Source organism: Acinetobacter tjernbergiae DSM 14971 = CIP 107465 (assembly GCF_000374425.1).
GTDB lineage: Bacteria > Pseudomonadota > Gammaproteobacteria > Pseudomonadales > Moraxellaceae > Acinetobacter > Acinetobacter tjernbergiae.
This window is the reverse complement of the sequence record NZ_KB894355.1, coordinates 158,376-181,728: the sequence shown is the minus strand read 5'-3', so window position 1 is coordinate 181,728 and position 23,353 is coordinate 158,376. Positions and strand designations below refer to the sequence as shown.

Here is a 23,353-nt window from a genome sequence, read left to right as displayed (position 1 = left end):
ATAAGTAAATGAAGAAATTATTAAACTAAAACTGGCTAGAAATTACAAAACACGATGTTAAAATTTAGGGCTTCTTCTTTTGTCGATTTCTCCAATGGTTAAATGGATCATATTAGCAATTTTTATTATTTCTGCTTTGTATATTCATCGTCGTGGTCAGGTTAGACATTCGTTTTATCGTCAATTTTTTGACCATTCAACGTTATTTGCGCCCGTTAATTTCTTAATGTACTTATTTTCTAAAGTGCCGAATCAACCTTATATTGAGACTCAATATTTTAACGATCTCAAAGTTCTGGATGAAAATTGGGAAATGATTCGTGATGAAGCCAAAGCATTATATGCAATAGGCGGTATTAAGGCTTCTAGTAGTTATGATGACTTAGGTTTTAACTCTTTTTTTAAAACAGGTTGGAAGCGTTTTTATTTAAAATGGTATGACTCCGCTCATCCATCCGCAGCAGAGCTTTGCCCTAAAACAACCGCTTTATTAAAGACTTTACCGAGTATTAAAGCTGCGATGTTTACAGAACTTGCGCCTGATAGCCGTTTAGTTCGGCATCGCGATCCATACGCAGGTTCATTACGCTACCATTTGGGCTTAATCACGCCAAACGATGATCGTTGTTTTATTGATGTCGATGGTCAACGTTACTCATGGCGTGATGGTGAGAGTGTGGTGTTTGATGAAACTTATATTCATTATGCAGAAAACACCACTGACCAAAATCGTATTATCTTTTTTGCGGATGTAGAACGCCCCTTAAAAACACGTTTTATGGAAAAGTTTAATCACTGGTTTGGCAAAAGTGTCATGACTGCGGCAAGTTCACCCAATGAAGTGGGTGATCAAACAGGCGGTTTGAATAAAGCATTTGGTTATGTTTATCAAGTTCGTCTGAAAGCAAAAGCTTTGAAAGCAAGAAACCAAACTTTATACTACTTCCTAAAATGGTTTTTAATGTTAGGTTTATTTTTCCTTATTTTCATTCGACCTTATGTATTTTAAATTTGTATATGATCAACGCCCATAAGGGCGTTTTTTATATATGCATCAAATAGTAGTACATAGAATTATTGTATGGAATGGTTAAATTAAGCATAATCGACTCGCTTTATATTTATGAGAAAAGATAATGAAAAAAATATTATTAATTTGTATTTCTATGCTAGGTCTGAGTGCTTGTGAAGAAGGTACAGAAAATACAGAAGCATCTAATAAAAAGGTGTTCTATGGTTTAGATCTTTATGGTGGTAATAATATTAATGTCAAAACCTATCGTATAGATACTGATACGCTCAGTGAACAGTCACCAATACCGTTGAACTCGACATATCCTTCCGAATCTCATAAATATTACTTTTCAGACAAAGGTGTCCCAACATTAAATACACCAGCCACAAGTCAAAATTTTATTTGGGGACAGCAAGCGTCATTGACTGAAACAACGACTCAAGCAATTCTCAAATTTAAACCAACAAATATGAGAGAAAATGAAAATCTAGTGGTTGAATATCATTTTGAGAAAATTAATTTAACTGGAGTGAGTTTTGCAAATTACGCTGAAAACTTATTTTATTATGGGCTCTATAAAAGTAGCGGTGACCAAGAAAGCGCTTGGAGTGTCTCTAATCATATTCTATATGCTATTCTATTTCAGCAGTTTGAGGACAAATTCCCTACAGGCTCGACTTGCTGGAAATTGACTGAAGTACAAAGTAATAAAGATTTTATCGTGTTTGATCAAAATCAAATCGAGAATCTAACGATCAATGGCAGTACTGTACTTAAAAATCAAGGTGTATGGAATGGCACGCCGTGGCAGGTGATTGATACGTCTAATCTCTTTAATACCTTCTTTAAAATCGGAAATCAGCAATATTTAGGGCGTTATATTTCGAAAAAGAGTGCTGTACCCGATGTTGCTAGCGAGTTGCAATGTGATTATCTCAATGAGACGGCAACCAAGGCCTTATTAACGAAATACAAGCAAGTAAAATTATAACTTGAGGGACTGAAAAGCGACTAAGTGGACTTTTCAATCACTTGCCTCCATGATATTGAATTAGGATTAGTGATTGAATTGGTTAAATAAGGTTTTCTGTGAATCCAAACGCTCGTGAACACATTGAGAAAATACTTGCTCATATGACTCAATTGCCTGGTGTATATAAAATGCTAGGCAAAGATGGGGAGTTATTGTATGTCGGCAAGGCAAAGAATTTAAAGAATCGTGTATCGAGCTATTTTGTTAAAACCATTGACCATCCAAAAACACAGGCTTTAGTCGCGCGAATTTATGACATTGAAAGCTTGGTTGTTCGTTCTGAAACAGAAGCATTATTACTCGAACAAAATCTGATTAAATTACATCGTCCGCCATACAATATTATGTTGCGTGACGATAAATCTTACGTCTATATCTTCGTTTCAGCAGATAAGCCTTATCCACGGATTGCCAGTGGACGTGGTAAAGGCAAGCATCAAATTGGTAAGTTCTTTGGCCCTTATCCAAGTGCCTATAGTGCTAGAGATACCTTACTGATTTTGCAAAAACTCTTTAATGTACGTCAGTGTGAAAATAGTTATTTCTCTCAACGTAAACGCCCTTGTTTACAGTATCAAATTAAGCGTTGTACCGCACCCTGCGTGGGTTTGATTAGCCCTGAGGCATATAAAGATGATGTTGATAATTCGATTCGTTTTTTACAGGGTGACACCAAAGAACTCAACCAAGAACTGATTGGAAAAATGGAGCAAGCTGCCGAAGCACTCGAATTTGAAAAAGCGGTATTTTATCGCGATCGTTTGGCTTTGCTACGAGAGGTTCAGGCACAACAAGCGGTATTTAAAATCAAGGGCGAAGCCGATATTTTAGCGATTGCCTATCAAGCGGGTGTGACCTGTGTGCAAATCATGTATGTGCGTAATGGGCGGATGCTGGGTGGTAAAAGCTATTTTCCTGATATGTTGGGAGATGATTTGGCTCAAATGCTGAGCGACTTTATGGCAAACTTTTATTTTCAAGTGGCTGATGAAGTACCAACAGAACTGATTATTAATGTCGATATCCCAGATCAGAAACAGTTGGAAGAGGCATTACAGCAAACGTTTAATAAGAAAGTACAGATTAAACATAAAGTACGTGAGACGCGAGCTGAGTGGCTAGAACTGGCGCAAATGAATGTACAACATGCGATTAAAGGCAAACTCAGTAATCATCTAGAATTGACAGAACGGTTTCACCAACTTGAACAAGTGGTGGGCCGTCCAATTGATCGGATTGAATGTTTTGATATCAGTCATACTATGGGCGAAGCACCGATCGCGTCTTGTGTGGTCTTTGATCAAGGTGGGGCGAGAAAACGAGATTATCGCCAATTCGCGATTCAGGATATTACGGGTGGTGATGACTATGCGGCGATGCGCCAAGCATTGATACGCCGTTATAAAAAGAATATGTTACCTGACCTGCTTTTGATTGATGGTGGTAAAGGGCAGTTGCATATGGCGATGCAGGTCATGCAAGAATTAGCGCTTGATGCTTTTATGATTGGTGTCTCTAAAGGTGAAGGGCGTAAGCCAGGATTAGAAACACTGCATTTCACTGATGGTACCAAGATTCAATTGCCCGAAGATCACAAAGCATTACATCTCATTCAACAAGTGCGAGATGAAGCCCATCGTTTTGCGATTACTAAGCATCGGGCAAAGCGTGATAAACGCCGGAGTAGTTCGGTCTTGGAGGCGATTCCAGGACTAGGCCCAAAACGTCGCCGAGATTTACTGACTCATTTTGGTGGCATACAAGGGGTATTAAAAGCATCAGAAAAAGAGTTGATGTTGGTATCGGGTTTGGGTGAAGTGATGGCGAGAACAATTTATAAGATTTTGCATGAGTGATTTGACCAATTGGCTTAATCTCCCAATGACTGATGCGTCAATGATCATTCACAAATAGATAAAAACATTCAAAGATGAGATGTTTTGACGATTAAGGAAAAAAGATGTCATTGCTTCCGTTATACCAGCAGGTTGAACATCAAGAATGGATTGATATTCCATCAGGATGGTTACAAGGTCGTACCGTATTTGGTGGTTTAGTTGCAGGTCTACTTGCACAAAAAGCCTTGAGTGTCGTGAATGATGCTGCAAAACAGTTATTAAGCTGCAATATAACCTTTGTTGGGCCTGTACAAGAAGGACAAGCCAAGCTTACGGCTGAGGTTTTACGACAAGGCAAATCAGTCACCACGCTAGAAGTTAGATTATGGCAAGCCGATGCTGTGCAAAGTATCCTCATTGCAAGTTTTGGGGCACAGCGTGAATCTCGTATTCATGTTCAGAATTTGCCACAAGTCCCTCATTATCCTCAACCTGAACAATTGGATAAGACGGCTTATATCGAAGGTTTGATGCCACAATGTTTACAACAGTTTGAACTCTGTTGGGCTGAGGGAAGCTATCCTATGGCGGGTAGTAAACTGCCTGATTTTGGTGGCTGGAGTCGTTTTAGTGCTGATTTACATACAAACCGTGACATGAAATTGGCAGATCTTTTCGCTTTAATGGATGTCTGGCCACCAGGTGTGTTACCGATGTTTAAAACTCCTGCGCCTGCAAGCTCATTAACATGGCAGATTACCTATTTGCATCCAATTGCAAATCAACTACAGGACTGGTTTAAATATAAGGTGGTGACTGAATATGCTGAACATGGCTATTCAACAGAATATGCCTATCTTTGGGATCGTGAAAATCGCCTGATTGCAATACTTAGCCAAACAGTTGCCGTTTTTGCCTAGTCGACACTGCGATGCATTTCGTATAAAGTTGCTTACATATGGATACAATCTCGGCACATCCTTTATGCGACATGCTTATTTGATGCAAACAACATGGCGGTGTTTATGAGTACAGGGCAAATCCTGAACATTCCTAATATTTTGACCTTGGCACGTATTGCCCTCATTCCTGTTTTTTTGGTGATTGCATATTGGCCACCAGCAATTGGAATTGCTGAGCATAATGGCGGCATGATGCGTCATTTGGTGCTCACAGCAATATTTGTACTGGCAGCAATTACGGATTGGTTTGATGGATATTTGGCACGAACTTTAAATCAGACCTCTGCTTTTGGTCGGTTTCTTGATCCTGTGGCTGACAAGCTGATGGTTGCTGCTGCATTGATTGTACTGGTGCAATGGCAACCGACGATTTCAATGGCTTTTGCTGCAATTGTCATTATTTCTCGTGAAATCACTGTTTCTGCACTGCGTGAGTGGATGGCAGAATTGGGTGCCCGTACGAGCGTTGCAGTTTCAACTGTCGGGAAATATAAAACAGCATTTCAAATGATTGCGATCAGTGTATTTTTATTGAATTGGAAACCATTGGAAATGTGGGCTTATGCGCTACTTTATGCTGCTGTTATTTTGACCTTATGGTCGATGTTCATTTATATGAAAGCTGCATGGCCATATTTGAAACAGCCTTAAAACATAATTTTCAGCAACGTTTTATTCAAATTTAATAAGAAATCTAGATAATCAAAGCATTCACTATTGGGTTAAATCAATATCGTGAATGCTAAAAATGATAAGTTAGGAACACGATTACATGTCATCTTTATTATATTTATCAAATCAAGCACTCCATCAACTTCAAGGTCAAAAAACGCAAAGCATTGATTGCCAAGCCGTGAGCCAATATAAGAAAAATTTGCAAGAAATTAAGCAGCGTAAGCAATGGAAAACAACAGGTACTGGTGCTCAATTTATGGGGATGAGCCAGTATGATGATGCTGATGAATTTGCCAATATTTTTCCTGTTGATGCAGTATTAACCGATGATCAGCAAATGATTTATGCAGCACGATTACAAGATGGTTGTGCAATCTATATCAAATCATTGCTAGACCCGCAGCAAGCAGAAGCGCTCGTGTTGAGGAATAATGAGTTTGTTGTCCATCATCTGGATTATGAAGCTCAGAATAAACGGTTAATTTTATCTGCAAGTAAAGGATATGCTTATGAACGCCATCTTTGTGTGCTAGGGCTGGACTCAAGTCGACTTCAATATATTACTGAAGGGGATTGCCAAGATGAGCATCCTTGTTTTGATCCTCAACAGCCTGATATTGTGTATTACGATAGTTGTGGTTTTGCCTATGATCAACAAGGCAATGTCAGTGTTGGGCCCAAAGAAATTTGTCGTTTAAATCTCAAGACAGGGGAGCTTGAAACAATGATCAGTGATCCTCGCTATGATTTTTATAAGCCACAAATCGATGCAACGGGGCAACTGTATTTTCTTAAACGTCCATATAAAAATCAGAGTTATAGTGGAAGTTCACTTAAAGATATTTTATACGCACCTTTTAAAATTATTCGTGCTGTGATTGGTTGGTTAGATTTCTTTACGCAGCGTTATACGGGTGAATCTCTAAAGTCGACGTCAGGTGCAAATCCAGCCAAGGCAAGACAGAAATCGGAAGAAGAATTATTTGTTGAAGGTAATTTAATTAAAGCTCAGAAAGCTTTGCAACAAAATCAAAGTGCAGGTGAAAAGTTTGCAGGCGTGATCCCTCGTAATTGGGAGTTGATTCAATATTCGGCTGCTGGAGAACAGAAAGTGTTGAAGCGAGGTGTGTTGGGTTATGCGCTCAATACCGAGGGTTCACTTTACTATTCCAATGGCAAATATCTCATTGCAATGACCGCTGACCAAACTGAACAGATGCTCGTTGAAGCTAGATTGATCAATAAAATTATGTGTTAATTTGATTGGTATTTTAAACAGCCTTCTCGATATAGAAGGCTTTTTTGTGGCTTCATAAAACTACAGCTAAGAAAAAAGCCCATAACAAGGATGAGCTTAGTTCTCTGAGGATAGTCACACACTTTTTTAAAGGGTATGCTGAAGAACATAATCATAATATGAGAATTTACTAATATTTACAACGTATAAAAATGTAAGTATTTTTTAAAATTCTCATATTTAAGGAAGCTGATTTTCTGAAAGTGTTGCAAATTTATGTTCAATTTGTGCGGCATTATTTTGCAAAATTTCAATTAATTTTTGGATGTTCAGAAAGTCAAAACGATTCTTTGAAGCGACTAAAGTAAGTGCAATCGGTGCTTCTTTGGTGGAAAAGCGAATCGGTACAGAGAGACCACACACCATTGGGTCAATCTCACCTTGCGATAAATAGAAGCCTTGTTTTTTTATCTTTCGCATTTGCTGCATAAATTCATCTATGTTTTCTGCAAATCCAACTTGAGCAAGTTCTTGCGTAAATTGTTGATAGTAGGCTTGGATTTGTTGCTTGCTCAGATGAGCAATCACGATCTTGGGTGATGCGCCTACATAAACAGGGCGTGGGCAACCTCTACCGTATGAGATCAGTTCAGCCTCTTTAAAGGTTTCGTGATGTAGATCAATACAATAGTCATGATTGAGATAGGTTAGTAAACAGCACAATTCAGTCCGATCTACGATGTCACGCATAAAAGGGATACTGATTTGAATCAGAGGATCAGTGCTATGCGAAATATAATCTAGAACGGCAATTTTAGAGCCTAAAGTGTAATCACCCGATGTGCCACTAATCCGTTTCAAAATATCACTAGAAACCAATTCTTTAAGGTAGCGATAGGCAGTGGGTTTGGAGAGACCAAGCTCATCACAAATGATATCGACATTGATAATCGGACGTGAAACCGAAAATAAATCCAGCACGGTGAGAATTTTACCAAAACTCGAAATTGCCATGATGCGTTGTCTACTCCTTAAAATAACGTGAAAATCGAACTTTTATTGCTTTATAACAGAAAAGCCTGAAGTCGGGTATGGACTTTTAAGTCGGATTATTCTTGATCAATAAATTCAGGATTAAACTGAGAATTGATGATGAATTTATGAGTATTATTTTAAATTAAAATTGAAAATTATCAAATAGTGATAATTTGTGTTGACTATTTTGCTGTGTTTTGGAAAAATTGGTAGCACAATGTCTTATTTGGATAATAACTTTTAGGGGAGTTGTCCTCAAAAGTTCCAAGTATTGCGCACCATTCCAAATCATCAGCTTTATTCCTATCGGACTGATTTAATCCTTTTAAGTCAGCTAGATGATTCTTCACATCAAGTTGTGGCGTTATAGATAGGACTAATCAGACTGACGCTGAATAGAGACACGTTCATGCTATTTAAACAATTGTTGGCTTTTCGACCGAGCCGACTCGACCTCATCTTTGCGTGCAAAACATTTGTGGCAGGCATGTTGGCATTGTTTATTTCATTCGAGCTGGATTTGATTAATCCGATGTGGTCGATTGGAACCGTGATGATTATTGCCAATCCTTATTCAGGCATGGTGTCCTCAAAATGTGTTTATCGTTTGGTTGGTACTGTGGCAGGGGCGATCATTGCCTTGATGTTGACACCGTATTTTATCAATACGCCGTGGTTATTCACGGTTATTTTGTCTTTATGGGTGGGCTTTGCTTTATATGTTTCTTTGTTAGACCGAACGCCGCGTAGTTACGTCTTTATGTTGGCAGGTTATTCAACCGCCATGATTGTCTATAACGCAATTACCTATATTGATACTTATAATATTTTTGATATCGCTGTTGCACGGGTACTGGAAATTTCTGTGGGGGTCATCTCGACAGCCGTTGTTTCGGCGACATTTTTTCCTGTTCATGTTGGCGCAATGATTAAGCAGCGTGTCAATAAAACACTCAATGATTTAGAAGCAACTTTTGAAAAGCTAATTACGGTTCAAAAAACACCTGAGAATTACACACAAATTCTGTCGGTCATTACCCGTGATACCTCCGATATTCATGCCTTGGCTGTACATTTGGCTTATGAAAAAGGTGAATTGAAGGGAATGACGAAACCCTTACAAGAAATGCTGCATCAGGTGTCTTTGGTGGTGGCCAATCTCGTCGCATTATCTCAACGGGTAAAACAGCTTGAACACATGCAACTGCTTAATCTTGCTCCGCATTTGAGTAGAATCCGTCAACATAGCTTGGCATTTTTAAAACAAGAGAAAGTTTTAATCCCTACGGATTTGCAGACCTTGCCTCGTGGTTTTGAGGAGGATTTTTCTGAATTGATTGCAATTGCGACGCCCGAACAACAAATTGTACTGGCAGCATTGAAAATGGATGTTCGCCATTTTATTACCAATATTCTAGCGGTCAAATTACTTTGGCAGCAGATTCAGCAAGGCAATAAAGAAATTCCAACAGAAATCACTGCAATAACGACGAAATATCCAAGTTTGCATCGTGACCATGGAATTGCGATTCGAGGTGGAATCAGTGCGGTTCTAATCACCTTCATTGTAACAGGTGCATGGATTCTTTCAGGCTGGAAAGCAGGTTTTATGATGGCACAGATGGGGGCAATTACAGCCTGTATTTTGACCGCTTTGGATAATCCTGTGCCTGTACTACGAATCTTTATCTGGGGCAGTATTGTTTCGGCAGGACTGGTGTTTTTATATGCTTTCGGCATTTTTCCGCATGTCACGCATTTTTGGCAACTGGCTCTGGTTCTATTTCCTGTGTTTTTGGTGGCTGTCAGCATGATGGCAAATCAGATGTTGATGCCTGTGGGAATGGTACTTGGGATTAATACCATGATGGGGCTGAATCTACATAACAAATACAGCATAGATGCTGTTTCTTATTTGGATAGTTCATTTGCAATGGTGCTCGGTGTATTGGTTTCATTGATCGTGATTGATCTTGTACGGGCAGTTTCTCCTGATATCAGTGCCACACGGATTTTAACCTTGCATTATCAAGCCATGCGTCAAGCACTGACACTCTCTTATGGTAGCGAGTTTAAAATTCATTTGCGCGGCATGTTAGATCGTGTCGGGGTACTGAATACCAAAATGGTTCAGAATCCTGAAATTAAAACCTCGATTCAAAATGCATTGATTGAGAGTAGTTCGATTATTGATTTAGTACGGCTACAAGAGATTAGTCACAAATTGCCTGAATGCATTGACTTGCAAAGTGAAGTGAATCTCTTGCAGCAGCAACTTGCTGAGTACTTTCAACGACAAGAAAAGCAGCTTTCTTTGAACCATTTTTCAGCTCAAATCGTACAGCAAATAGCAGTATTACAAAGAATTGCACAGCAGATTGACGATGAGCAATTGGCTCAAAGAATGTTGATTTCTCTGAATAATATTTGTGAAAGCATTGGGCATGTCTCAACAGAACAGATGTATTCGGAAATATATGGCGTAGGTGTGTCACATGGGTGAGATCAATGTTTATGGGATTTATATTCCAATCCTTTTGGTACAAGCAATTATTGCCTATGTGCTTTTTAAGTTGCTGAGTCCACTGATTGACCGCTTAGTGATGAAAGGATGGATTGCGCTGCCGAGTATTTTCAATTTGTGCTTTTACATGGTTTTGTTGCTATTCGTGCATTGGCTATTCATTTGGCTATAGGTTTCAAGTTTCTAAATAGATGCTCATTCTGAAATTTAATGATTTAAAGAGATGTGGTAAAGGTGATGAACATGAATGCATTTGATGTGCGAAAAATCATACGTCCGATGGTATTAATCATTGCGGTTCTGATCGCGGTTTATGCAGTTGTACATTTGTGGAATTACTATAATGCCGCACCGTGGACGCGTGATGGGCGGATACGGGGTGATGTGATTCAAGTTGCCTCAGACGTTAATGGTTTGGTGACTGAAGTTTTGGTACAAGATAACCAGACGGTGAAAAAAGGTCAGGTGCTATTTAAAATTGATGTGGCGCGTCAAGCACTTGACGTTGAGCAAGCCAAATCTGATTTGGCTAAAGCCAAAGCAGGTTTAGCGCAAGCACATGCAAATTTAGTGGGTACTAAGGCGAGTTTAGTCAAAACTGAAGCGAATATGAAATTGGCTGAAAAGAATGCAGCGCGATATACCAGTTTGATGGATGGCGCAATTTCTAAGCAAGAGCAAGATCAGGTCTTTGCGACACGTGATCAAGCTGTGGCTGAACGTGAACAACTCGCAGCGAGTATTGAACAGGCGAATGCTGCTATTCAACAACAGCAAGCGTTGATTGAAGTCGCGAATAGTAATTTACATTTAGCCCAATTGAATTTGAACCGTTCAGAGGTTGTTGCACCTGCGGATGGGACTTTAGCCAACTTTGATTTACGTGTGGGTAATTATGTGAAGGTAGGGCAAGCGGTTGCTGCTTTATTAGATCGTCATCAACTTTATGTGGTGGGTTATTTTGAAGAAACTAAATTGAATCGTATCCATGTCGGTGATGCTGCAACCGTACAGTTAATGGGGGATCGTCAATTGATTCGTGGTCATGTTCAAGGCATTGCCACAGGGATTGAAGATCGTGAGCGTTCAGGCAGTTCGAATTTATTGGCGAATGTAAATCCAACCTTTAGTTGGGTACGTTTAGCGCAACGTGTACCTGTCAAGATCGTATTAGATGAGCAACCCCAGAATCCTTTGGCTTTTGTTTCTGGGCGTACTGCGACGGTTCGAATTATTGAGAAATGAGTTCTGTCGTTTGTGATCAGTGGTGTGGGTGCAATCGCATCAGTTTGGAAAAGTTGGATCGTGTTTGTATTGGTGTTTTGATTATTTTTGAAAAATGAAAAGTAATAAAGACCTTGATTGGATTTGATGCTACGTCCATATTCACACCACTTAACAGCGCAACATCCATGTTGCTCGTCACGTGTGTTCTACCAACTCGGATTTGATGTAGATACCAAAAGACAAGATAGAATTATTCGTCTTTTGACTTAGAATCGCGAATATTGTTTGATTAAGGCGTTATTCCCGCAGGGTCACGATACCAACTTTGGATCAGCAGCGCAGCGGCAAAACTATCAGCTGATAAACGCTTTGCTTGTCCTCTGTTTTGATAAAACTCAAGCTCTTCTCTCGCCTCACGTGTAGTCAGGCGTTCATCCACCATCCACGTTGCAATATTGGTTTGGTGACGTAAACGACGTGCGAATTTTCGTGCGCGAGCAGATAGCTCAGATTCACTATCATCCATATTGAGGGGTAAGCCCACTAAAAAAAGATTTGGTTGCCACTCTTTGACGAGTTTTAACAATTTATTCCAGTCAGGAATACCATCTTTCATGACGAATAAAGGCAGGGGATTGGCACTTTCAATACTCGATTGACCAATCGCAATCCCCATTTTTTGAGTACCAAAATCAAAGGCCATAATCGATTGTGAGGTTTTTAAATCAGGCATGACCAATCTCTGAAGCAAACCATGTACGGTCTACACCAATTTTTTTGTAGGCTGCATCCCAACGATCGTCATATGGTAGATTAAAAATCAAATCCATATCTGAGTCACACATCAGCCAGTCACCACGTGCCATTTCTTCCTCGAGCTGATTTTTGCCCCAACTGGCATAACCTAAAGCAATTTGATAACGACCAACACCTTCATTATGCGCAATCGCATCTAAAATATCTTTGCTGGTGGTAATACACACATTTTCGCCAACTGCAATCGAAGAATGCCAAGTGGGTTGACCTGTATGTAAGACAAATCCTGCTTCTGGGCGTAAAGGCCCACCTTGTAGCACGGCATGAGGTTGTACATTGTCCGCATCAATCTCTAAATCATTGAGTAACTCTTTGATTTGTAGCTCAGAAGGGCGGTTGATAATGATACCTTGAGCGCCATCTTCATCATGGCGAGCAATATAAATGACTGTGTTTGCAAAAGAGTCATCTGCCATGTCTGGTGGAGCAATGAGACAACGGTGAGTTAAATATTGTTTCGTCACCTAGGCGGTTCTCCATCAAATATTATGCTGATCTATCGATATGGGTTGTTTTTATCAACATACAAGAGATGATTGGATTTCGCCAATCATTTTCTAATATTTCTTTGCTCCATTTAGGCGGACTGAAATTTTAATTGACGCAATTGTTTAGCATGCTGCAAAGTCGTTTCACTAATTTCCACGCCGCCAGACATTCGTGCTAACTCTAAAATGCGCTGCGCTTCATCAAGTTCAATGATGGTACTGCTTGCTGGATCGGTTTGTTGCTTCTTCACCAATAAATGTTGATCGGATTGCGCTGCTACTTGGGCTTGGTGGGTAATGCAGAGTAATTGTACGTGCTGTGCAAGGTCAGCGAGTAAACGCCCCACCACTTCGGCAGTACCACCACTAATTCCCACATCAATCTCGTCAAAAACCAATACTTCAGCTTCAGTTTTTTCAGCATTCATGACTTGCATAACCAACGCAATACGAGAGAGTTCACCACCAGACGCAACACGTGCCAGTGGTTGGGCAGGGATCCCTTTATTGGCAGTAAACAAAAGTTGAATAAAGCTGAGACCTTCAGCATTTGCTGGTTCCATTGGCTCAAACTTAAACTCGAAGTATGCTTCTGGTAAGGCAAGAGGTTTCACTTGCTCAGTCAATTGTTTGGCTAACGGAATTGCCGCAGCTCGACGAATCTCATCTAAGTGTTGTGCTTTTTGTATAAATTCTTGATAAGAAATTTCTACCTGTTCCGCTAATGTTTCAGGATTTTCAAGTTGATGTAATTGTTCTAGTTCTTGTTGCCATGCTGCATAGTCCTGTTTAAGGCTCTCAGGCTGGGTGCGATATTTACGAGCGAGGCGATGGAAAACTTCTAGGGTTGTATTGAGTTGTTCCATTCGCTCAGGATCAAAACTTTGACGGTCAATGAATTGACGCAAACTTGATGTCGCATCTTCGATTTCACTTTGTGCATTTAACAAAGAGTTATAAATGCTAGCGAGTTGTTCACTGCGACCTGCATGAGATTCTAAACGACGAATAATAGAGGCAACTTCTTGCGTAATATTTTGCTCAGCTTCATCTAAGACATTTAGAGCATAACCACAGTCTTGCATGATATGTTCATGATGGCTGAGGCGGTCAAATTCTTGTTCTGTGTCACGATAATCGATTTGAATCACATCTTCGAGTTCTTCAATTTGTGATTCTAAACTTTGGATTTTTTGAATACGTGTTGCTTGAGCTTCTAAAGCAGCTTGGTGCTGACGAATATTTTTTTGCCAACAACTATAAGCATCACGTACAGCATCTGCGGGTTCTGCAAAATTGTGATAACGATCTAACCAATGTTTAGGGTATGGCGGTTCAAGTAATTGTTGTTGGCTATGTTGACTATAAAGTTGTACCAGTAAACGCCCAATTTCTTTGAGTTCAGCCAAACTGCTTGGACGTCCATTAATCCATGCTTTGCTCCGACCCGTAGCAAAGATGACACGTCTTAAATGGATTTCCCCAGAATCATCACCCAATTCATGTTCTGTGAGCCAATTGGCTTCAGCGCTTTGAGGTTGATAGCTAAAAACTGCGGTGCAATCTGCTTTATCTGCACCATAACGGACATAATTGGTATCAGTACGTTCACCTAAGCAGGCAGATAATGCATCTAACAATAAAGATTTACCTGCGCCAGTTTCACCAGTCAGGACATTAAAACCTTGTTCAATGTCTAATGCTAAGTGGTCAGCGAGTGCAAAATTAATTAAAGTTAAATGGGTGAGCATAAATGCATCCAATGCACAAAATCTTTTGCTTAAAGATAGAGAAATTTTGCCCATGCGACAAGAGTATCTTGGTTGCTTGAGCTAAAACAGCCATTATTTTTTGAATCGTTTGAAATATGATGCTGTTGGAAATAAATCAGTAAAATAAGAGGCGTATCTATAATTTTACGTGTGCCGTTTATGGATTGGTTTTTGTATTGCTGAAATCAAGCTGCTGTGCATTGCTCATGACTTTAGTAGAAAGGCATGAAAATTGCTGCTAAAGCATGATAAAAATGGATTGATTAGTGACGCAGGCACAATTAAACTACGTCCATCATAACCTAATATAAATGCTGCATTATTTGGAGAGTAGGCATGAGTTCAGTGCAGTTTGATCATGTTACGGTCATTAAGAAGTCAAATGTGTATTTTGGTGGGACTTGTATTAGCCATACCGTACAATTTGAAGATGGTACAAAAAAGACGTTAGGTGTGATTTTACCCACTGAACAAGCGTTAACTTTTGAAACGCATGTACCTGAGCGTATGGAAATCATTTCTGGTGAATGTCGCGTGAAAATTGCGGATAGTACTGAAAGTGAACTATTCCGTGCAGGTCAGTCATTCTATGTACCAGGAAACAGTGTTTTCCACATTGAAACAGATGAAGTACTTGATTATGTGTGTCATTTAGAAGGTTAACTGATCGCTTCCTAAATCGGGTACACTATACCTAAAGAGAATCCTGTAAATTCATTTTGCAGGATTTTTTTATTAAATTCCCTTGCGGAGCTATTCGCTCCTCACCTGTAAAGTTACTTTGCAGGATTTTTATTTTTCGTTGATATGAAACTATTAGAGGTCGTTCATGGCAAAACCTGAATATTATTATGGCGTTCATTCGGTGGAGTCATTATTGGAGTTAGAGCCTGAGCGAGTTTTGACTCTATTTACCTTAAAAGGTCGTGATGATCAGCGTCTGCAAAAGATTTTACAGCTTGCAGAGCCATTTGGTGTGAGCGTTCAACAAGCGAGTCGCGATAGTTTGGAAAAACTAGCAGGCTTGCCTTTTCATCAAGGGGTCGTTGCGGCAGTACGTCCACACCCTGTATTAAATGAAACAGATTTAGATCAATTGATGCAACAAAACCCAAATGCTTTGTTATTGGCACTTGATCAAGTGACTGATCCCCATAATTTGGGTGCATGTATTCGTACTGCGGCTGCGATGGGTGTTCAGGCGGTGATTGTGCCTCGTGATCGTTCAGCAAGCTTGACACCTACTGCACGTAAAGTTGCTGCAGGTGGAGCAGAAAAGGTTAAATTTATTCAAGTGACGAACTTGGCTCGAACCTTAGCACATTTGAAAGACACAACCCATACACGTGTTATCGGTACGATGTTAGATGAAAAAGCATTACCGATTCAGCAATGTGATTTTAGTGGGTCTGTGGTAATTGTGATGGGTGCAGAAGATACGGGTTTGAGACCGATTACGCAGTCACAATGTGATCACACGGTATATATTCCGATGTCTGGTGATTTGCAGAGTTTAAATGTGAGTGTCGCAACAGGTATGGCACTTTATGAAGCATGCCGTCAACGTAGTGTTGTATAATTCACACAAGTATTGCCAATGTAATCTTAAATGACTGCTCGTACGCAAGGTTATCTATTTGTTTTAATTACAATGTGTATTTGGGGGGGATTTACCATTTTCTCCCGTTTAAATTTACATTGGCATGTCAGTGCTTGGGATTTGGTGGCAATGCGTTTTGCAATTGCTTTTCTCACCTTAATGCCGATACTCATTTACAAAAAAGATTTAGCTTTTTTGTGGCATCCTCGCCCTGTGATTTTGGCATTAACAGGTGGTTTGGCTTATTGTTTAACGGTTTATACCGCTTTTCTGCAAGCACCAGCAGCCCATGCTGCAATTTTCTTAAATGGCTGTATTCCACTGTGTACCGCCGTTGCCGCTTATTTATTGTTTAGACAACCTTTTGATAAACATACCTGGTTAAGCTTGAGTATTATGCTAAGCGCATTGGCTCTTATGAGTTATTTAATGCTGCATGATCAAGCCTCAGCCTTGGGACTGGGTGATTTACTCTTTTTTATCAGTGCAGTTTGGTGGGGGATTTTTACTGTTTTACTTAAACAGTGGAAATTATCGGCATGGCATTCTATGGCGAGTGTCGCGATTTGGTCAGCAATTATTTATTTACCCATCTATATTTTATTTATCCCAAAGCATTTTCAAGAAGCAGAACCTCTCCATTTGCTCATCCAGGGTCTATTTCATGGCGTCTTGGTGGTAATTATTGCAACCTTAACTTATGTTGCAGCCATTGAGCGTTTAGGTGCATTCAAAACAGGCAGTATCGTGACTCTAGCACCCTTTATGGCTGCGGTGATTGCTGTTCCATTATTGGATGAGCCATTGAATGCGGCAATTGCTTGTGGTTTGGTTGGGATGGGGGTAGGGGCATTACAACCTTGGCGCTGGTTTAAAAAAGACACGCTGAGCCAGCAACTTGCACAACAAAAGCAAGATTAGAATACTTGCTCAGCACGTTGTAAATACTTTAGATGTAAAGGCTTAAGTTGTAGATGTAAATGTTCTAATAAACCATCATTCAAGACGGTATCATTAGCAAGTTGCTGCTTTTGAGTACGTGACATTTGTGCTGCAATAATTTTTCGAATTTGTTCTTCATTCTGACCATCGCGTTGACTCGCACGTTGTAACTGGATTTGCTCATCGGCATCAATCAGTAAGGTATGGTGTACCAGTTCATGTTGATTGGTTTCAAATAGCAGTGGAGAAACTAAGATCACGTATGGACTTTTAGCTTGCTGTAGTTGCTGAATAATTGATTGGCGAATCGCGGGGTGTGTGATCTTTTCTAGGGTCTGGCGAGCTTCTGGAAATTGGAAAATGTATTCACGAAGCGCACGTCGATTGAGATTGCCATCTTCTAATAATACCCAATCTCCAAAAGACTGTTGAATGGCTTGTAAAGACGGTTGACCAGGTTCAACAATTTCTCGCGCAACAATATCCGCATCGATAACAGTAATACCTTGGGATTCAAACCATTGTGTAGCAGCTGATTTACCACTGCCGATACCGCCCGTAATTCCCAAGATAAAACTCATATTAACCACCTAAATAAACTTTCATGATTTGATCACCCCATAAAAATGCAATCCAGCCTGCAATTGCAATATAGGGGCCAAATGCGAAAGGTTGATTTTCACCACGAATTTTTATCAATATAATACCAATAACAGCACCAGCTATGGATGAAAGCAAAATGATCAAAGGAAGCATCATTGGTCCCATCCAAGCACCTAAGGCGGCAAGTAGCTTAAAGTCACCATAGCCCATACCTTCTTTGCCTGTAATTAGCTTAAAAATATAATAAACAATCCATAAACAGAGAAAGCCGATCAAATAGCCCCAAATAGCCGAAGCAGCCGAAGTGTAGATAACAAAACTATTGATGCCTAAACCTAATGCTGCTAAAGGGAGGGTAAAGCGATCCGGTAGTAGTTGAGTGTCGAAATCAATAAACGTTAATGTAATCAAAACCCATGTCAAAACTAAGCCAAATAACATTTGTATTGTTGCGCCAAACACTGCAACGACAATGAGTGAGCAACTCATAGTTAAGAGCTCAATCAATGGATAGCGAATACTAATCGGATTTTGGCAAGAACCACATTTTCCTCGAAGAGCTAACCAGCTAATAACAGGAATATTTTGATACCAACGAATCGTTGATTGACACTTAGGGCAGGTAGATGCTGGTTTACTTAAGGTTAATTTATGCTCATCTATCATTGGTTGTTCTGGATCTATAAGTATTTGACATTCTTGTCGCCACTCTTGTTCCATCATTTTGGGTGTTCTAAAAATGACAACATTTAGAAAACTACCAATACATAGACTAAAAAGCCCAACTGCGATATATAGAGCAATTGGGTTTTGAGTAAAATAAAAAAGGAATTCTTGCATTAGACCACAGAACCCATTTGGAAGATTGGGAGATACATTGCGATAACTAAACCACCTACTAATACACCTAGAACAGCCATAATTAAAGGTTCCATCATCGAAGTTAAACCATCGACTGCGTTATCTACTTCATTTTCAAAGTGTGTTGCGACTTTATCTAACATACTATCGAGTGCACCTGATTCTTCACCAATCGCAACCATTTGAATCGCCATTGACGGGAATCTATTTGACACACGCATCGCAAATTGAAGTTGTTGACCTGTTGCAACGTCTTCGCGAATTTTCATTACGGCTTCTTCGTAAACAACATTATTCGTTGCACCAGCTGTAGACTCTAGTGCATCTATTAAAGGGACACCCGCAGCAAATGTAGTGGCAAGAGTTCGACTATAGCGGGCAATAATTGCTTTATAGACCAAATCACCAAAAATAGGAGCTTTGAGTGCCATTTTATCTAAAAGATCCCGAAATTTTTTACTACGTTTTTTGGCTTCAAGAAAAGCTGTAATTATTGCGCCAATAATTAAGATAAGAATAAACCAATACTCTTGCATCCATTTTGACATATTAACGACCATTTGAGTAAATGCTGGAAGGTCAGCTCCAAATGAACTAAATAAATCTTGGAAAACAGGAACTACTTTTACCATTAGAATAATCGTAACAATAAGAGCAACTACGATCACCGCAATTGGATATTTCATGGCTTTTTTGATTTTTTGCTTTAATAATTCACTTTTTTCTTTATAGATCGCAACACGATCTAGCATGGTTTCTAGTGCACCAGATTGTTCGCCCGATTCAACCAGTGAGCAGAATAGATTATCAAAATACTGTGGGTGTTTGCGTAAAGCACCTGCAAAAGTATTACCGCCTTCAACCTCACCTTTAATACCAAGTACGACTTCTCGCATTGCTGGGTTTTCTAAGCCTTCTGCCACGATCTCAAAGCCTTGGACTAAAGGAACACCGGCTTTCATCATGGTCGCTAATTGGCGAGTAAATATTGTAATATCTAAAGTGGTGACTTTCTTTTTCATCAAACCTTCGAGAATATTTTTACGCTTTTCTCGAATGTTTTTAATGGTAACACCTTGCTTACGCAATGTAACTTTAGCTAAAGCCATATTACGTGCTGGTAATTCTCCTTTAATTTTTGCCCCTTTACGATCCACCCCTTCATAGGCAAAAGTAGGCATCATTTGCGCTTTTTTAGCTGCCATGACCATCAATCCTTTTTATTAATTTTATTCACTTGTAACTCGGTTAATTTCTTGCAAAGAAGTAATACCTTGCATTACTTTCTTCAAACCTGAGCGGCGTAGATTATTAAAACCAGCTTGTTCTGATGCTGCTGCAATTTGTAGCGCATTACCATCTTCCATGATAATTTTCGAGATAGCAGGAGTAACTTTCATCACTTCGTAAATACCTACACGCCCTTTGTATCCTTCACGACATTCTGCACATCCAATTGGTTGGAAGATTTGAAGATCTGGATTAGCTAAATCTTGCTCAGTAAATCCTAACTCTAAAAGACTTTGTTTCGGTACATCAACAGGTGCCTTACATTGTGAACATAAGCGACGAGCCAAGCGCTGTGCAATTACAAGATTCACTGAGGTTGCAATATTAAATGAAGGTACACCCATATTGCGTAAGCGAGTCAAGGTTTCAGGAGCACTGTTTGTGTGTAGGGTAGACATCACCATGTGACCTGTTTGAGCTGCTTTGATTGCAATCTCAGCAGTTTCTAGGTCACGAATCTCCCCGACCATGATGACATCTGGATCTTGGCGTAAGAAGGCTTTAAGTGCGGCAGAGAAAGTTAAACCTGTCTTTGGATTAACGTTAACTTGGTTAATGCCTTCCAAGTTAATTTCGACAGGATCCTCTGCTGTAGAGATATTAGTATCTTCGGTATTTAGAATATTTAAACCTGTGTATAAGGATACCGTTTTACCCGAGCCTGTTGGACCCGTAATTAATAGCATCCCTTGAGGTTTTTCAAGCGCATCCATAAATAATGCTTTTTGCTCATCTTCATAACCGAGAGCTTCAATCCCGAGCATTGCACTAGATGGATCTAGAATACGCAGTACTAATTTCTCACCGAAGAGCGTCGGTAAAGAGTTGACACGGAAATCAATTGCTTTTGTTTTTGATAGTTTGAGTTTAATACGACCATCTTGCGGCATACGTTTTTCAGAAATGTCCATTTGCGACATGACTTTTAAACGAGAAGCTAAGCGGGTTGCCATTTGTAATGGCGGATTGGCGATTTGGCGTAATACACCATCGACACGATATCGAACACGGTATGATTTCTCATAAGGTTCAAAGTGTAAGTCAGATGCACCCATGCGAATAGCATCGATCAAGAGTTTGTTGATGTACTTAACGATCGGAGACTCATCACCTTGAGGTGTCTCATCATCCTGAGTTGTATCTTGGCTAACATCTACATCGAGGTCAAAATCTTCGCTATCACCAAAATCAAAACTACTTGTATCACCAAACTGTTGTTCAATTAATTTTTCAAGTTTATTGTGCTCAACGATGATGGGTTCAATATTGAGCTTTGTATTGAAACGAATGGCATCTAAAGCATCAATATTGGTTGGGTTACTTGTCGCAACATATAAAATCTGCCCACGTTGTATTAACGGCGCAACACGATGTTTTTGTATGAGCTTATTATCGGTTAATTCACGTGGTAGTAATGCTGTATCGTAAACAGCCAAATCAAAAAGTGGTTCACCAAACTCTAATGAAATGCCTTCCGCAATTGTAAGAGGAGCAAGACGATGGTGTTCAATCAGATGAGCAACAATATCCTGTTTAGCCTTTTTTGCAGCATCAATTGCATTTTGCATGTTTGCTGCAGTCATATGACCATCTTCGACTAAGCGTCGAATAAACCCCGAAAATTTTGGAGACGTATGTAGTCCTGACATCTGTCCGCCTTATGACAATATGGTTATAATAGCTATTATGAAAATTATACTTTTGTTACGCAAAAATACTACTAGAGAAAGTGTCGTTTTTGACTTGATTCGTATTAAAAACTTTGAACTGATCGAATTTTTTACAAATTAATTTTTTAAGTATAGTCGTGTTGGCTCAAAAACATAAAAAATATATTTCAAGAATCGACATGATTTCAAATAAATATGGTTTTCACTGCTTTAAAAATGTTTAAACAGGCCATTGAGCGTTTTAATACTAAAACTAGAATTTAAACGCTAAAGAAAAAACTGAATTTTATGAAAATCCGTGTAAAATATGCAGCATTTTTTAGAAATTAGTAAGTAGGCGGGCGAAGTATGTCGAGTTCGACGATTACCCCTTGGGTTGTTGGCAATTGGAAAATGAATCCAATGCAGGCTGATGCCTTTCAATTAATAGAAGAATTTAAACAATTGTTGCAACAACAAGAGATTCCTTCTGAACGGTGCCATATTGGTGTAGCGCCTACTTTAATTGCTTTAACCAATATACAAGCACAATTAAAAGATGCGAATAGAACAATCTTTACGGTCGCTCAAGACTTATCTAAAGTATCGGGCACTGGTGCTTATACAGGCGAAGTCAGTGCTGAGTTACTTAGAGATAGCCAGATAGCTTTTGTTTTAATTGGACATTCCGAACGTCGTGAATTATTTGGTGATGATGCTGAAACTGTAAAAGCAAAATTGCATAATGCATTAAATGCAGATTTGAAAGTCATTTATTGTGTGGGTGAAAGTTTAGAGCAACGTGAACAAGGTGTTGCTGAACAAGTGGTGTTACAACAAATTTGCGATATTGCATCTGTCGTTAAAACTGAACAATGGCAGAATATTGTGATAGCGTATGAACCTATTTGGGCGATTGGTACGGGAAAAACGGCTTCACCAGCAGATGCTCAAGCCATGCATGTGAAAATACGTGAAGGTTTAAAACAAATTACAACTTGGGGTGCAAATATTGCCATTTTATATGGTGGTAGTGTGAAAGCTGAAAATGCAGTTGAGTTGGCGGCATGTCCTGATATTAATGGTGCTTTAGTAGGCGGTGCATCACTGAATGCACAATCTTTTTACCAAATTGCAAGTGCATTTGCACAAAAGTAAATAACGAGGAATAGAGATGTATAGTTTTGTACTCGTTGTACACATCATTCTAGCAATATTAATTATTGCGTTGGTTTTGGTGCAACAAGGTAAAGGTGCGGATGCAGGTGCATCATTTGGTGGTGGCGGTGCTGCTACAGTTTTCGGCGCATCAGGTGCGGGTAACTTCTTGACGCGTTTAACTGCGATTTTTACAGCACTATTTTTTGCAACCAGCTTAACTCTTGCAATCTTTGCGAAAAAGCAAACTACAGATGCATACAGCTTAAAATCTGTACAGACATCAACTTCTGCACCAGTCACATCGACTGAAACTTCACCAAACGCGCCAAAAACGACTGAATAAGTTGAATTAATCCTTTCCTTTTTTCATTTAAAGGCATATGATGCGTCCCATAAAGCTGCGGTGGTGGTGGAATTGGTAGACACGCTACCTTGAGGTGGTAGTGCTTTAGGGCGTGGGGGTTCAAGTCCCCCCTTCCGCACCAAGCTTAATAACCAGTAAGTTTGGTGTATGCAGTGTATATGTTGTTGCGGGATGGAGCAGTCTGGTAGCTCGTCGGGCTCATAACCCGAAGGTCGTTGGTTCAAATCCAGCTCCCGCTACCATTTGATTAAGGTGCAACTT

General features: G+C 39.6%; 22 protein-coding genes and 2 tRNA genes. 16 read left to right on the top strand and 8 right to left on the bottom strand.

The features are described from left to right. Positions 1 to 94: 94 nt before the first annotated feature. From lpxO to C502_RS0103450, 6 genes are all read left to right on the top strand, one after another. The gene (lpxO, locus tag C502_RS0103475; protein WP_018677472.1) at positions 95 to 1,009 is read left to right on the top strand and encodes a lipid A hydroxylase LpxO; all 915 of its coding nucleotides are present in this window, start codon (positions 95 to 97) and stop codon (positions 1,007 to 1,009) included. A gap of 127 nt (positions 1,010 to 1,136) precedes the next feature. Continuing rightward, positions 1,137 to 2,006: a hypothetical protein gene (locus C502_RS0103470; RefSeq protein WP_018677471.1), complete on the top strand. Its 870-nt coding sequence runs from the start codon at positions 1,137 to 1,139 to the stop codon at positions 2,004 to 2,006. 98 nt (positions 2,007 to 2,104) lie between these two features. Further along, entirely contained in the window at positions 2,105 to 3,904 is a 1,800-nt protein-coding gene (gene uvrC, locus C502_RS0103465) for an excinuclease ABC subunit UvrC (RefSeq protein ID WP_023274606.1), read from the top strand. A gap of 104 nt (positions 3,905 to 4,008) precedes the next feature. Continuing rightward, a complete protein-coding gene (locus C502_RS0103460) occupies positions 4,009 to 4,806 on the top strand; it encodes a thioesterase family protein (protein ID WP_018677469.1) in 798 nt (265 codons plus the stop codon). A gap of 105 nt (positions 4,807 to 4,911) precedes the next feature. Continuing rightward, positions 4,912 to 5,499: a CDP-diacylglycerol--glycerol-3-phosphate 3-phosphatidyltransferase gene (gene pgsA, locus C502_RS0103455; RefSeq protein WP_018677468.1), complete on the top strand. Its 588-nt coding sequence runs from the start codon at positions 4,912 to 4,914 to the stop codon at positions 5,497 to 5,499. Positions 5,500 to 5,620: 121 nt separating this feature from the next. After that, positions 5,621 to 6,781, top strand: a complete 1,161-nt coding sequence (locus C502_RS0103450) for a hypothetical protein (RefSeq protein WP_018677467.1) — start codon at positions 5,621 to 5,623, stop codon at positions 6,779 to 6,781. 219 nt (positions 6,782 to 7,000) lie between these two features. Here the strand turns inward: C502_RS0103450 and C502_RS0103445 are convergent, their stop codons facing one another. Next, complete coding sequence (locus C502_RS0103445) at positions 7,001 to 7,774, bottom strand: IclR family transcriptional regulator (RefSeq protein ID WP_018677466.1); 774 nt, start codon at positions 7,772 to 7,774, stop codon at positions 7,001 to 7,003. Positions 7,775 to 8,204: 430 nt separating this feature from the next. Here C502_RS0103445 and C502_RS0103440 point away from each other — a divergent pair, with 430 nt between their 5' ends. The 3 genes from C502_RS0103440 to C502_RS0103430 all read left to right on the top strand — a co-directional run bounded on the left by C502_RS0103440 (position 8,205) and on the right by C502_RS0103430 (position 11,564). Next, the gene (locus C502_RS0103440) at positions 8,205 to 10,298 is read left to right on the top strand and encodes an FUSC family protein (protein WP_018677465.1); all 2,094 of its coding nucleotides are present in this window, start codon (positions 8,205 to 8,207) and stop codon (positions 10,296 to 10,298) included. Next, on the top strand, positions 10,291 to 10,491 hold the full coding sequence (locus tag C502_RS0103435; protein ID WP_018677464.1) for a DUF1656 domain-containing protein: 201 nt from the start codon (positions 10,291 to 10,293) through the stop codon (positions 10,489 to 10,491). Before C502_RS0103440 ends, C502_RS0103435 begins: the two co-directional genes overlap by 8 nt. Before the next feature lie 71 nt (positions 10,492 to 10,562). Then, the gene (locus tag C502_RS0103430; protein ID WP_018677463.1) at positions 10,563 to 11,564 is read left to right on the top strand and encodes an HlyD family secretion protein; all 1,002 of its coding nucleotides are present in this window, start codon (positions 10,563 to 10,565) and stop codon (positions 11,562 to 11,564) included. A gap of 271 nt (positions 11,565 to 11,835) precedes the next feature. Here C502_RS0103430 and ruvX read toward each other — a convergent pair whose 3' ends face one another. The 3 genes from ruvX to recN form a co-directional block, all read right to left on the bottom strand. After that, positions 11,836 to 12,279 carry a Holliday junction resolvase RuvX gene (ruvX, locus tag C502_RS0103420; RefSeq protein WP_018677461.1) on the bottom strand — a complete coding sequence of 148 codons (444 nt, stop codon included), beginning with the start codon at positions 12,277 to 12,279 and terminating at the stop codon, positions 11,836 to 11,838. Continuing rightward, the gene (locus tag C502_RS0103415; protein ID WP_018677460.1) at positions 12,272 to 12,826 is read right to left on the bottom strand and encodes a YqgE/AlgH family protein; all 555 of its coding nucleotides are present in this window, start codon (positions 12,824 to 12,826) and stop codon (positions 12,272 to 12,274) included. The genes ruvX and C502_RS0103415 overlap by 8 nt, the downstream gene beginning before the upstream one ends. 113 nt (positions 12,827 to 12,939) lie before the next feature. After that, positions 12,940 to 14,601 carry a DNA repair protein RecN gene (recN, locus tag C502_RS0103410; protein WP_018677459.1) on the bottom strand — a complete coding sequence of 554 codons (1,662 nt, stop codon included), beginning with the start codon at positions 14,599 to 14,601 and terminating at the stop codon, positions 12,940 to 12,942. A gap of 357 nt (positions 14,602 to 14,958) precedes the next feature. Between recN and ppnP the strand changes: the two genes are divergently transcribed. The 3 genes from ppnP to C502_RS0103395 all read left to right on the top strand — a co-directional run bounded on the left by ppnP (position 14,959) and on the right by C502_RS0103395 (position 17,143). Beyond that, positions 14,959 to 15,285: a pyrimidine/purine nucleoside phosphorylase gene (gene ppnP, locus C502_RS0103405; RefSeq protein WP_018677458.1), complete on the top strand. Its 327-nt coding sequence runs from the start codon at positions 14,959 to 14,961 to the stop codon at positions 15,283 to 15,285. Between the two features lie 166 nt (positions 15,286 to 15,451). Continuing rightward, the gene (gene rlmB / locus C502_RS0103400; protein WP_018677457.1) at positions 15,452 to 16,201 is read left to right on the top strand and encodes a 23S rRNA (guanosine(2251)-2'-O)-methyltransferase RlmB; all 750 of its coding nucleotides are present in this window, start codon (positions 15,452 to 15,454) and stop codon (positions 16,199 to 16,201) included. A 30-nt stretch (positions 16,202 to 16,231) separates the two neighbouring features. Continuing rightward, positions 16,232 to 17,143: a DMT family transporter gene (locus tag C502_RS0103395; RefSeq protein ID WP_018677456.1), complete on the top strand. Its 912-nt coding sequence runs from the start codon at positions 16,232 to 16,234 to the stop codon at positions 17,141 to 17,143. On the opposite strand, the gene coaE is transcribed toward C502_RS0103395, so the two are convergent. The 4 genes from coaE to pilB are packed head-to-tail and all read right to left on the bottom strand — an operon-like array spanning position 17,140 to position 21,567. After that, complete coding sequence (coaE, locus tag C502_RS0103390; RefSeq protein WP_018677455.1) at positions 17,140 to 17,745, bottom strand: dephospho-CoA kinase; 606 nt, start codon at positions 17,743 to 17,745, stop codon at positions 17,140 to 17,142. The two genes, C502_RS0103395 and coaE, sit on opposite strands and share 4 nt — an antisense overlap. Position 17,746: 1 nt before the next feature. Continuing rightward, positions 17,747 to 18,607 (bottom strand): prepilin peptidase, encoded by an 861-nt coding sequence (locus tag C502_RS19625; RefSeq protein WP_018677454.1) that lies wholly within the window; start codon positions 18,605 to 18,607, stop codon positions 17,747 to 17,749. Further along, positions 18,607 to 19,833: a type II secretion system F family protein gene (locus tag C502_RS0103380; protein ID WP_018677453.1), complete on the bottom strand. Its 1,227-nt coding sequence runs from the start codon at positions 19,831 to 19,833 to the stop codon at positions 18,607 to 18,609. The genes C502_RS19625 and C502_RS0103380 overlap by 1 nt, the downstream gene beginning before the upstream one ends. Positions 19,834 to 19,857: 24 nt before the next feature. Continuing rightward, positions 19,858 to 21,567, bottom strand: coding sequence for a type IV-A pilus assembly ATPase PilB (pilB, locus tag C502_RS0103375; protein ID WP_018677452.1), 1,710 nt, complete (start codon positions 21,565 to 21,567; stop codon positions 19,858 to 19,860). Positions 21,568 to 21,936: 369 nt separating this feature from the next. Between pilB and tpiA the strand changes: the two genes are divergently transcribed. From tpiA to C502_RS0103355, 4 genes are all read left to right on the top strand, one after another. Continuing rightward, on the top strand, positions 21,937 to 22,725 hold the full coding sequence (gene tpiA, locus C502_RS0103370; RefSeq protein ID WP_018677451.1) for a triose-phosphate isomerase: 789 nt from the start codon (positions 21,937 to 21,939) through the stop codon (positions 22,723 to 22,725). 16 nt (positions 22,726 to 22,741) lie between these two features. Beyond that, a complete protein-coding gene (secG, locus tag C502_RS0103365) occupies positions 22,742 to 23,071 on the top strand; it encodes a preprotein translocase subunit SecG (RefSeq protein ID WP_018677450.1) in 330 nt (109 codons plus the stop codon). Positions 23,072 to 23,128: 57 nt separating this feature from the next. Beyond that, positions 23,129 to 23,213 (top strand) — tRNA-Leu (locus C502_RS0103360). A gap of 44 nt (positions 23,214 to 23,257) precedes the next feature. Then, positions 23,258 to 23,334, top strand: a tRNA-Met gene (locus C502_RS0103355). Positions 23,335 to 23,353 lie beyond the last annotated feature (19 nt).

Excerpts from the sequence above, each read along its gene's own strand:
- pilB (WP_018677452.1), bottom strand. The coding sequence starts at position 21,567 with ATGTCAGGACTACATACGTCTCCAAAATTTTCGGGGTTTATTCGACGC.
- C502_RS0103470 (WP_018677471.1), top strand. The coding sequence starts at position 1,137 with ATGAAAAAAATATTATTAATTTGTATTTCTATGCTAGGTCTGAGTGCT.
- C502_RS0103450 (WP_018677467.1), top strand. The coding sequence starts at position 5,621 with ATGTCATCTTTATTATATTTATCAAATCAAGCACTCCATCAACTTCAA.
- pgsA (WP_018677468.1), top strand. The coding sequence starts at position 4,912 with ATGAGTACAGGGCAAATCCTGAACATTCCTAATATTTTGACCTTGGCA.
- C502_RS0103395 (WP_018677456.1), top strand. The coding sequence starts at position 16,232 with ATGACTGCTCGTACGCAAGGTTATCTATTTGTTTTAATTACAATGTGT.
- ppnP (WP_018677458.1), top strand. The coding sequence starts at position 14,959 with ATGAGTTCAGTGCAGTTTGATCATGTTACGGTCATTAAGAAGTCAAAT.
- C502_RS0103440 (WP_018677465.1), top strand. The coding sequence starts at position 8,205 with ATGCTATTTAAACAATTGTTGGCTTTTCGACCGAGCCGACTCGACCTC.
- coaE (WP_018677455.1), bottom strand. The coding sequence starts at position 17,745 with ATGAGTTTTATCTTGGGAATTACGGGCGGTATCGGCAGTGGTAAATCA.
- C502_RS0103435 (WP_018677464.1), top strand. The coding sequence starts at position 10,291 with ATGGGTGAGATCAATGTTTATGGGATTTATATTCCAATCCTTTTGGTA.
- C502_RS0103460 (WP_018677469.1), top strand. The coding sequence starts at position 4,009 with ATGTCATTGCTTCCGTTATACCAGCAGGTTGAACATCAAGAATGGATT.
- lpxO (WP_018677472.1), top strand. The coding sequence starts at position 95 with ATGGTTAAATGGATCATATTAGCAATTTTTATTATTTCTGCTTTGTAT.
- recN (WP_018677459.1), bottom strand. The coding sequence starts at position 14,601 with ATGCTCACCCATTTAACTTTAATTAATTTTGCACTCGCTGACCACTTA.
- tpiA (WP_018677451.1), top strand. The coding sequence starts at position 21,937 with ATGTCGAGTTCGACGATTACCCCTTGGGTTGTTGGCAATTGGAAAATG.
- C502_RS0103380 (WP_018677453.1), bottom strand. The coding sequence starts at position 19,833 with ATGGCAGCTAAAAAAGCGCAAATGATGCCTACTTTTGCCTATGAAGGG.
- C502_RS0103445 (WP_018677466.1), bottom strand. The coding sequence starts at position 7,774 with ATGGCAATTTCGAGTTTTGGTAAAATTCTCACCGTGCTGGATTTATTT.
- C502_RS19625 (WP_018677454.1), bottom strand. The coding sequence starts at position 18,607 with ATGCAAGAATTCCTTTTTTATTTTACTCAAAACCCAATTGCTCTATAT.
- rlmB (WP_018677457.1), top strand. The coding sequence starts at position 15,452 with ATGGCAAAACCTGAATATTATTATGGCGTTCATTCGGTGGAGTCATTA.
- secG (WP_018677450.1), top strand. The coding sequence starts at position 22,742 with ATGTATAGTTTTGTACTCGTTGTACACATCATTCTAGCAATATTAATT.
- C502_RS0103430 (WP_018677463.1), top strand. The coding sequence starts at position 10,563 with ATGAATGCATTTGATGTGCGAAAAATCATACGTCCGATGGTATTAATC.
- ruvX (WP_018677461.1), bottom strand. The coding sequence starts at position 12,279 with ATGCCTGATTTAAAAACCTCACAATCGATTATGGCCTTTGATTTTGGT.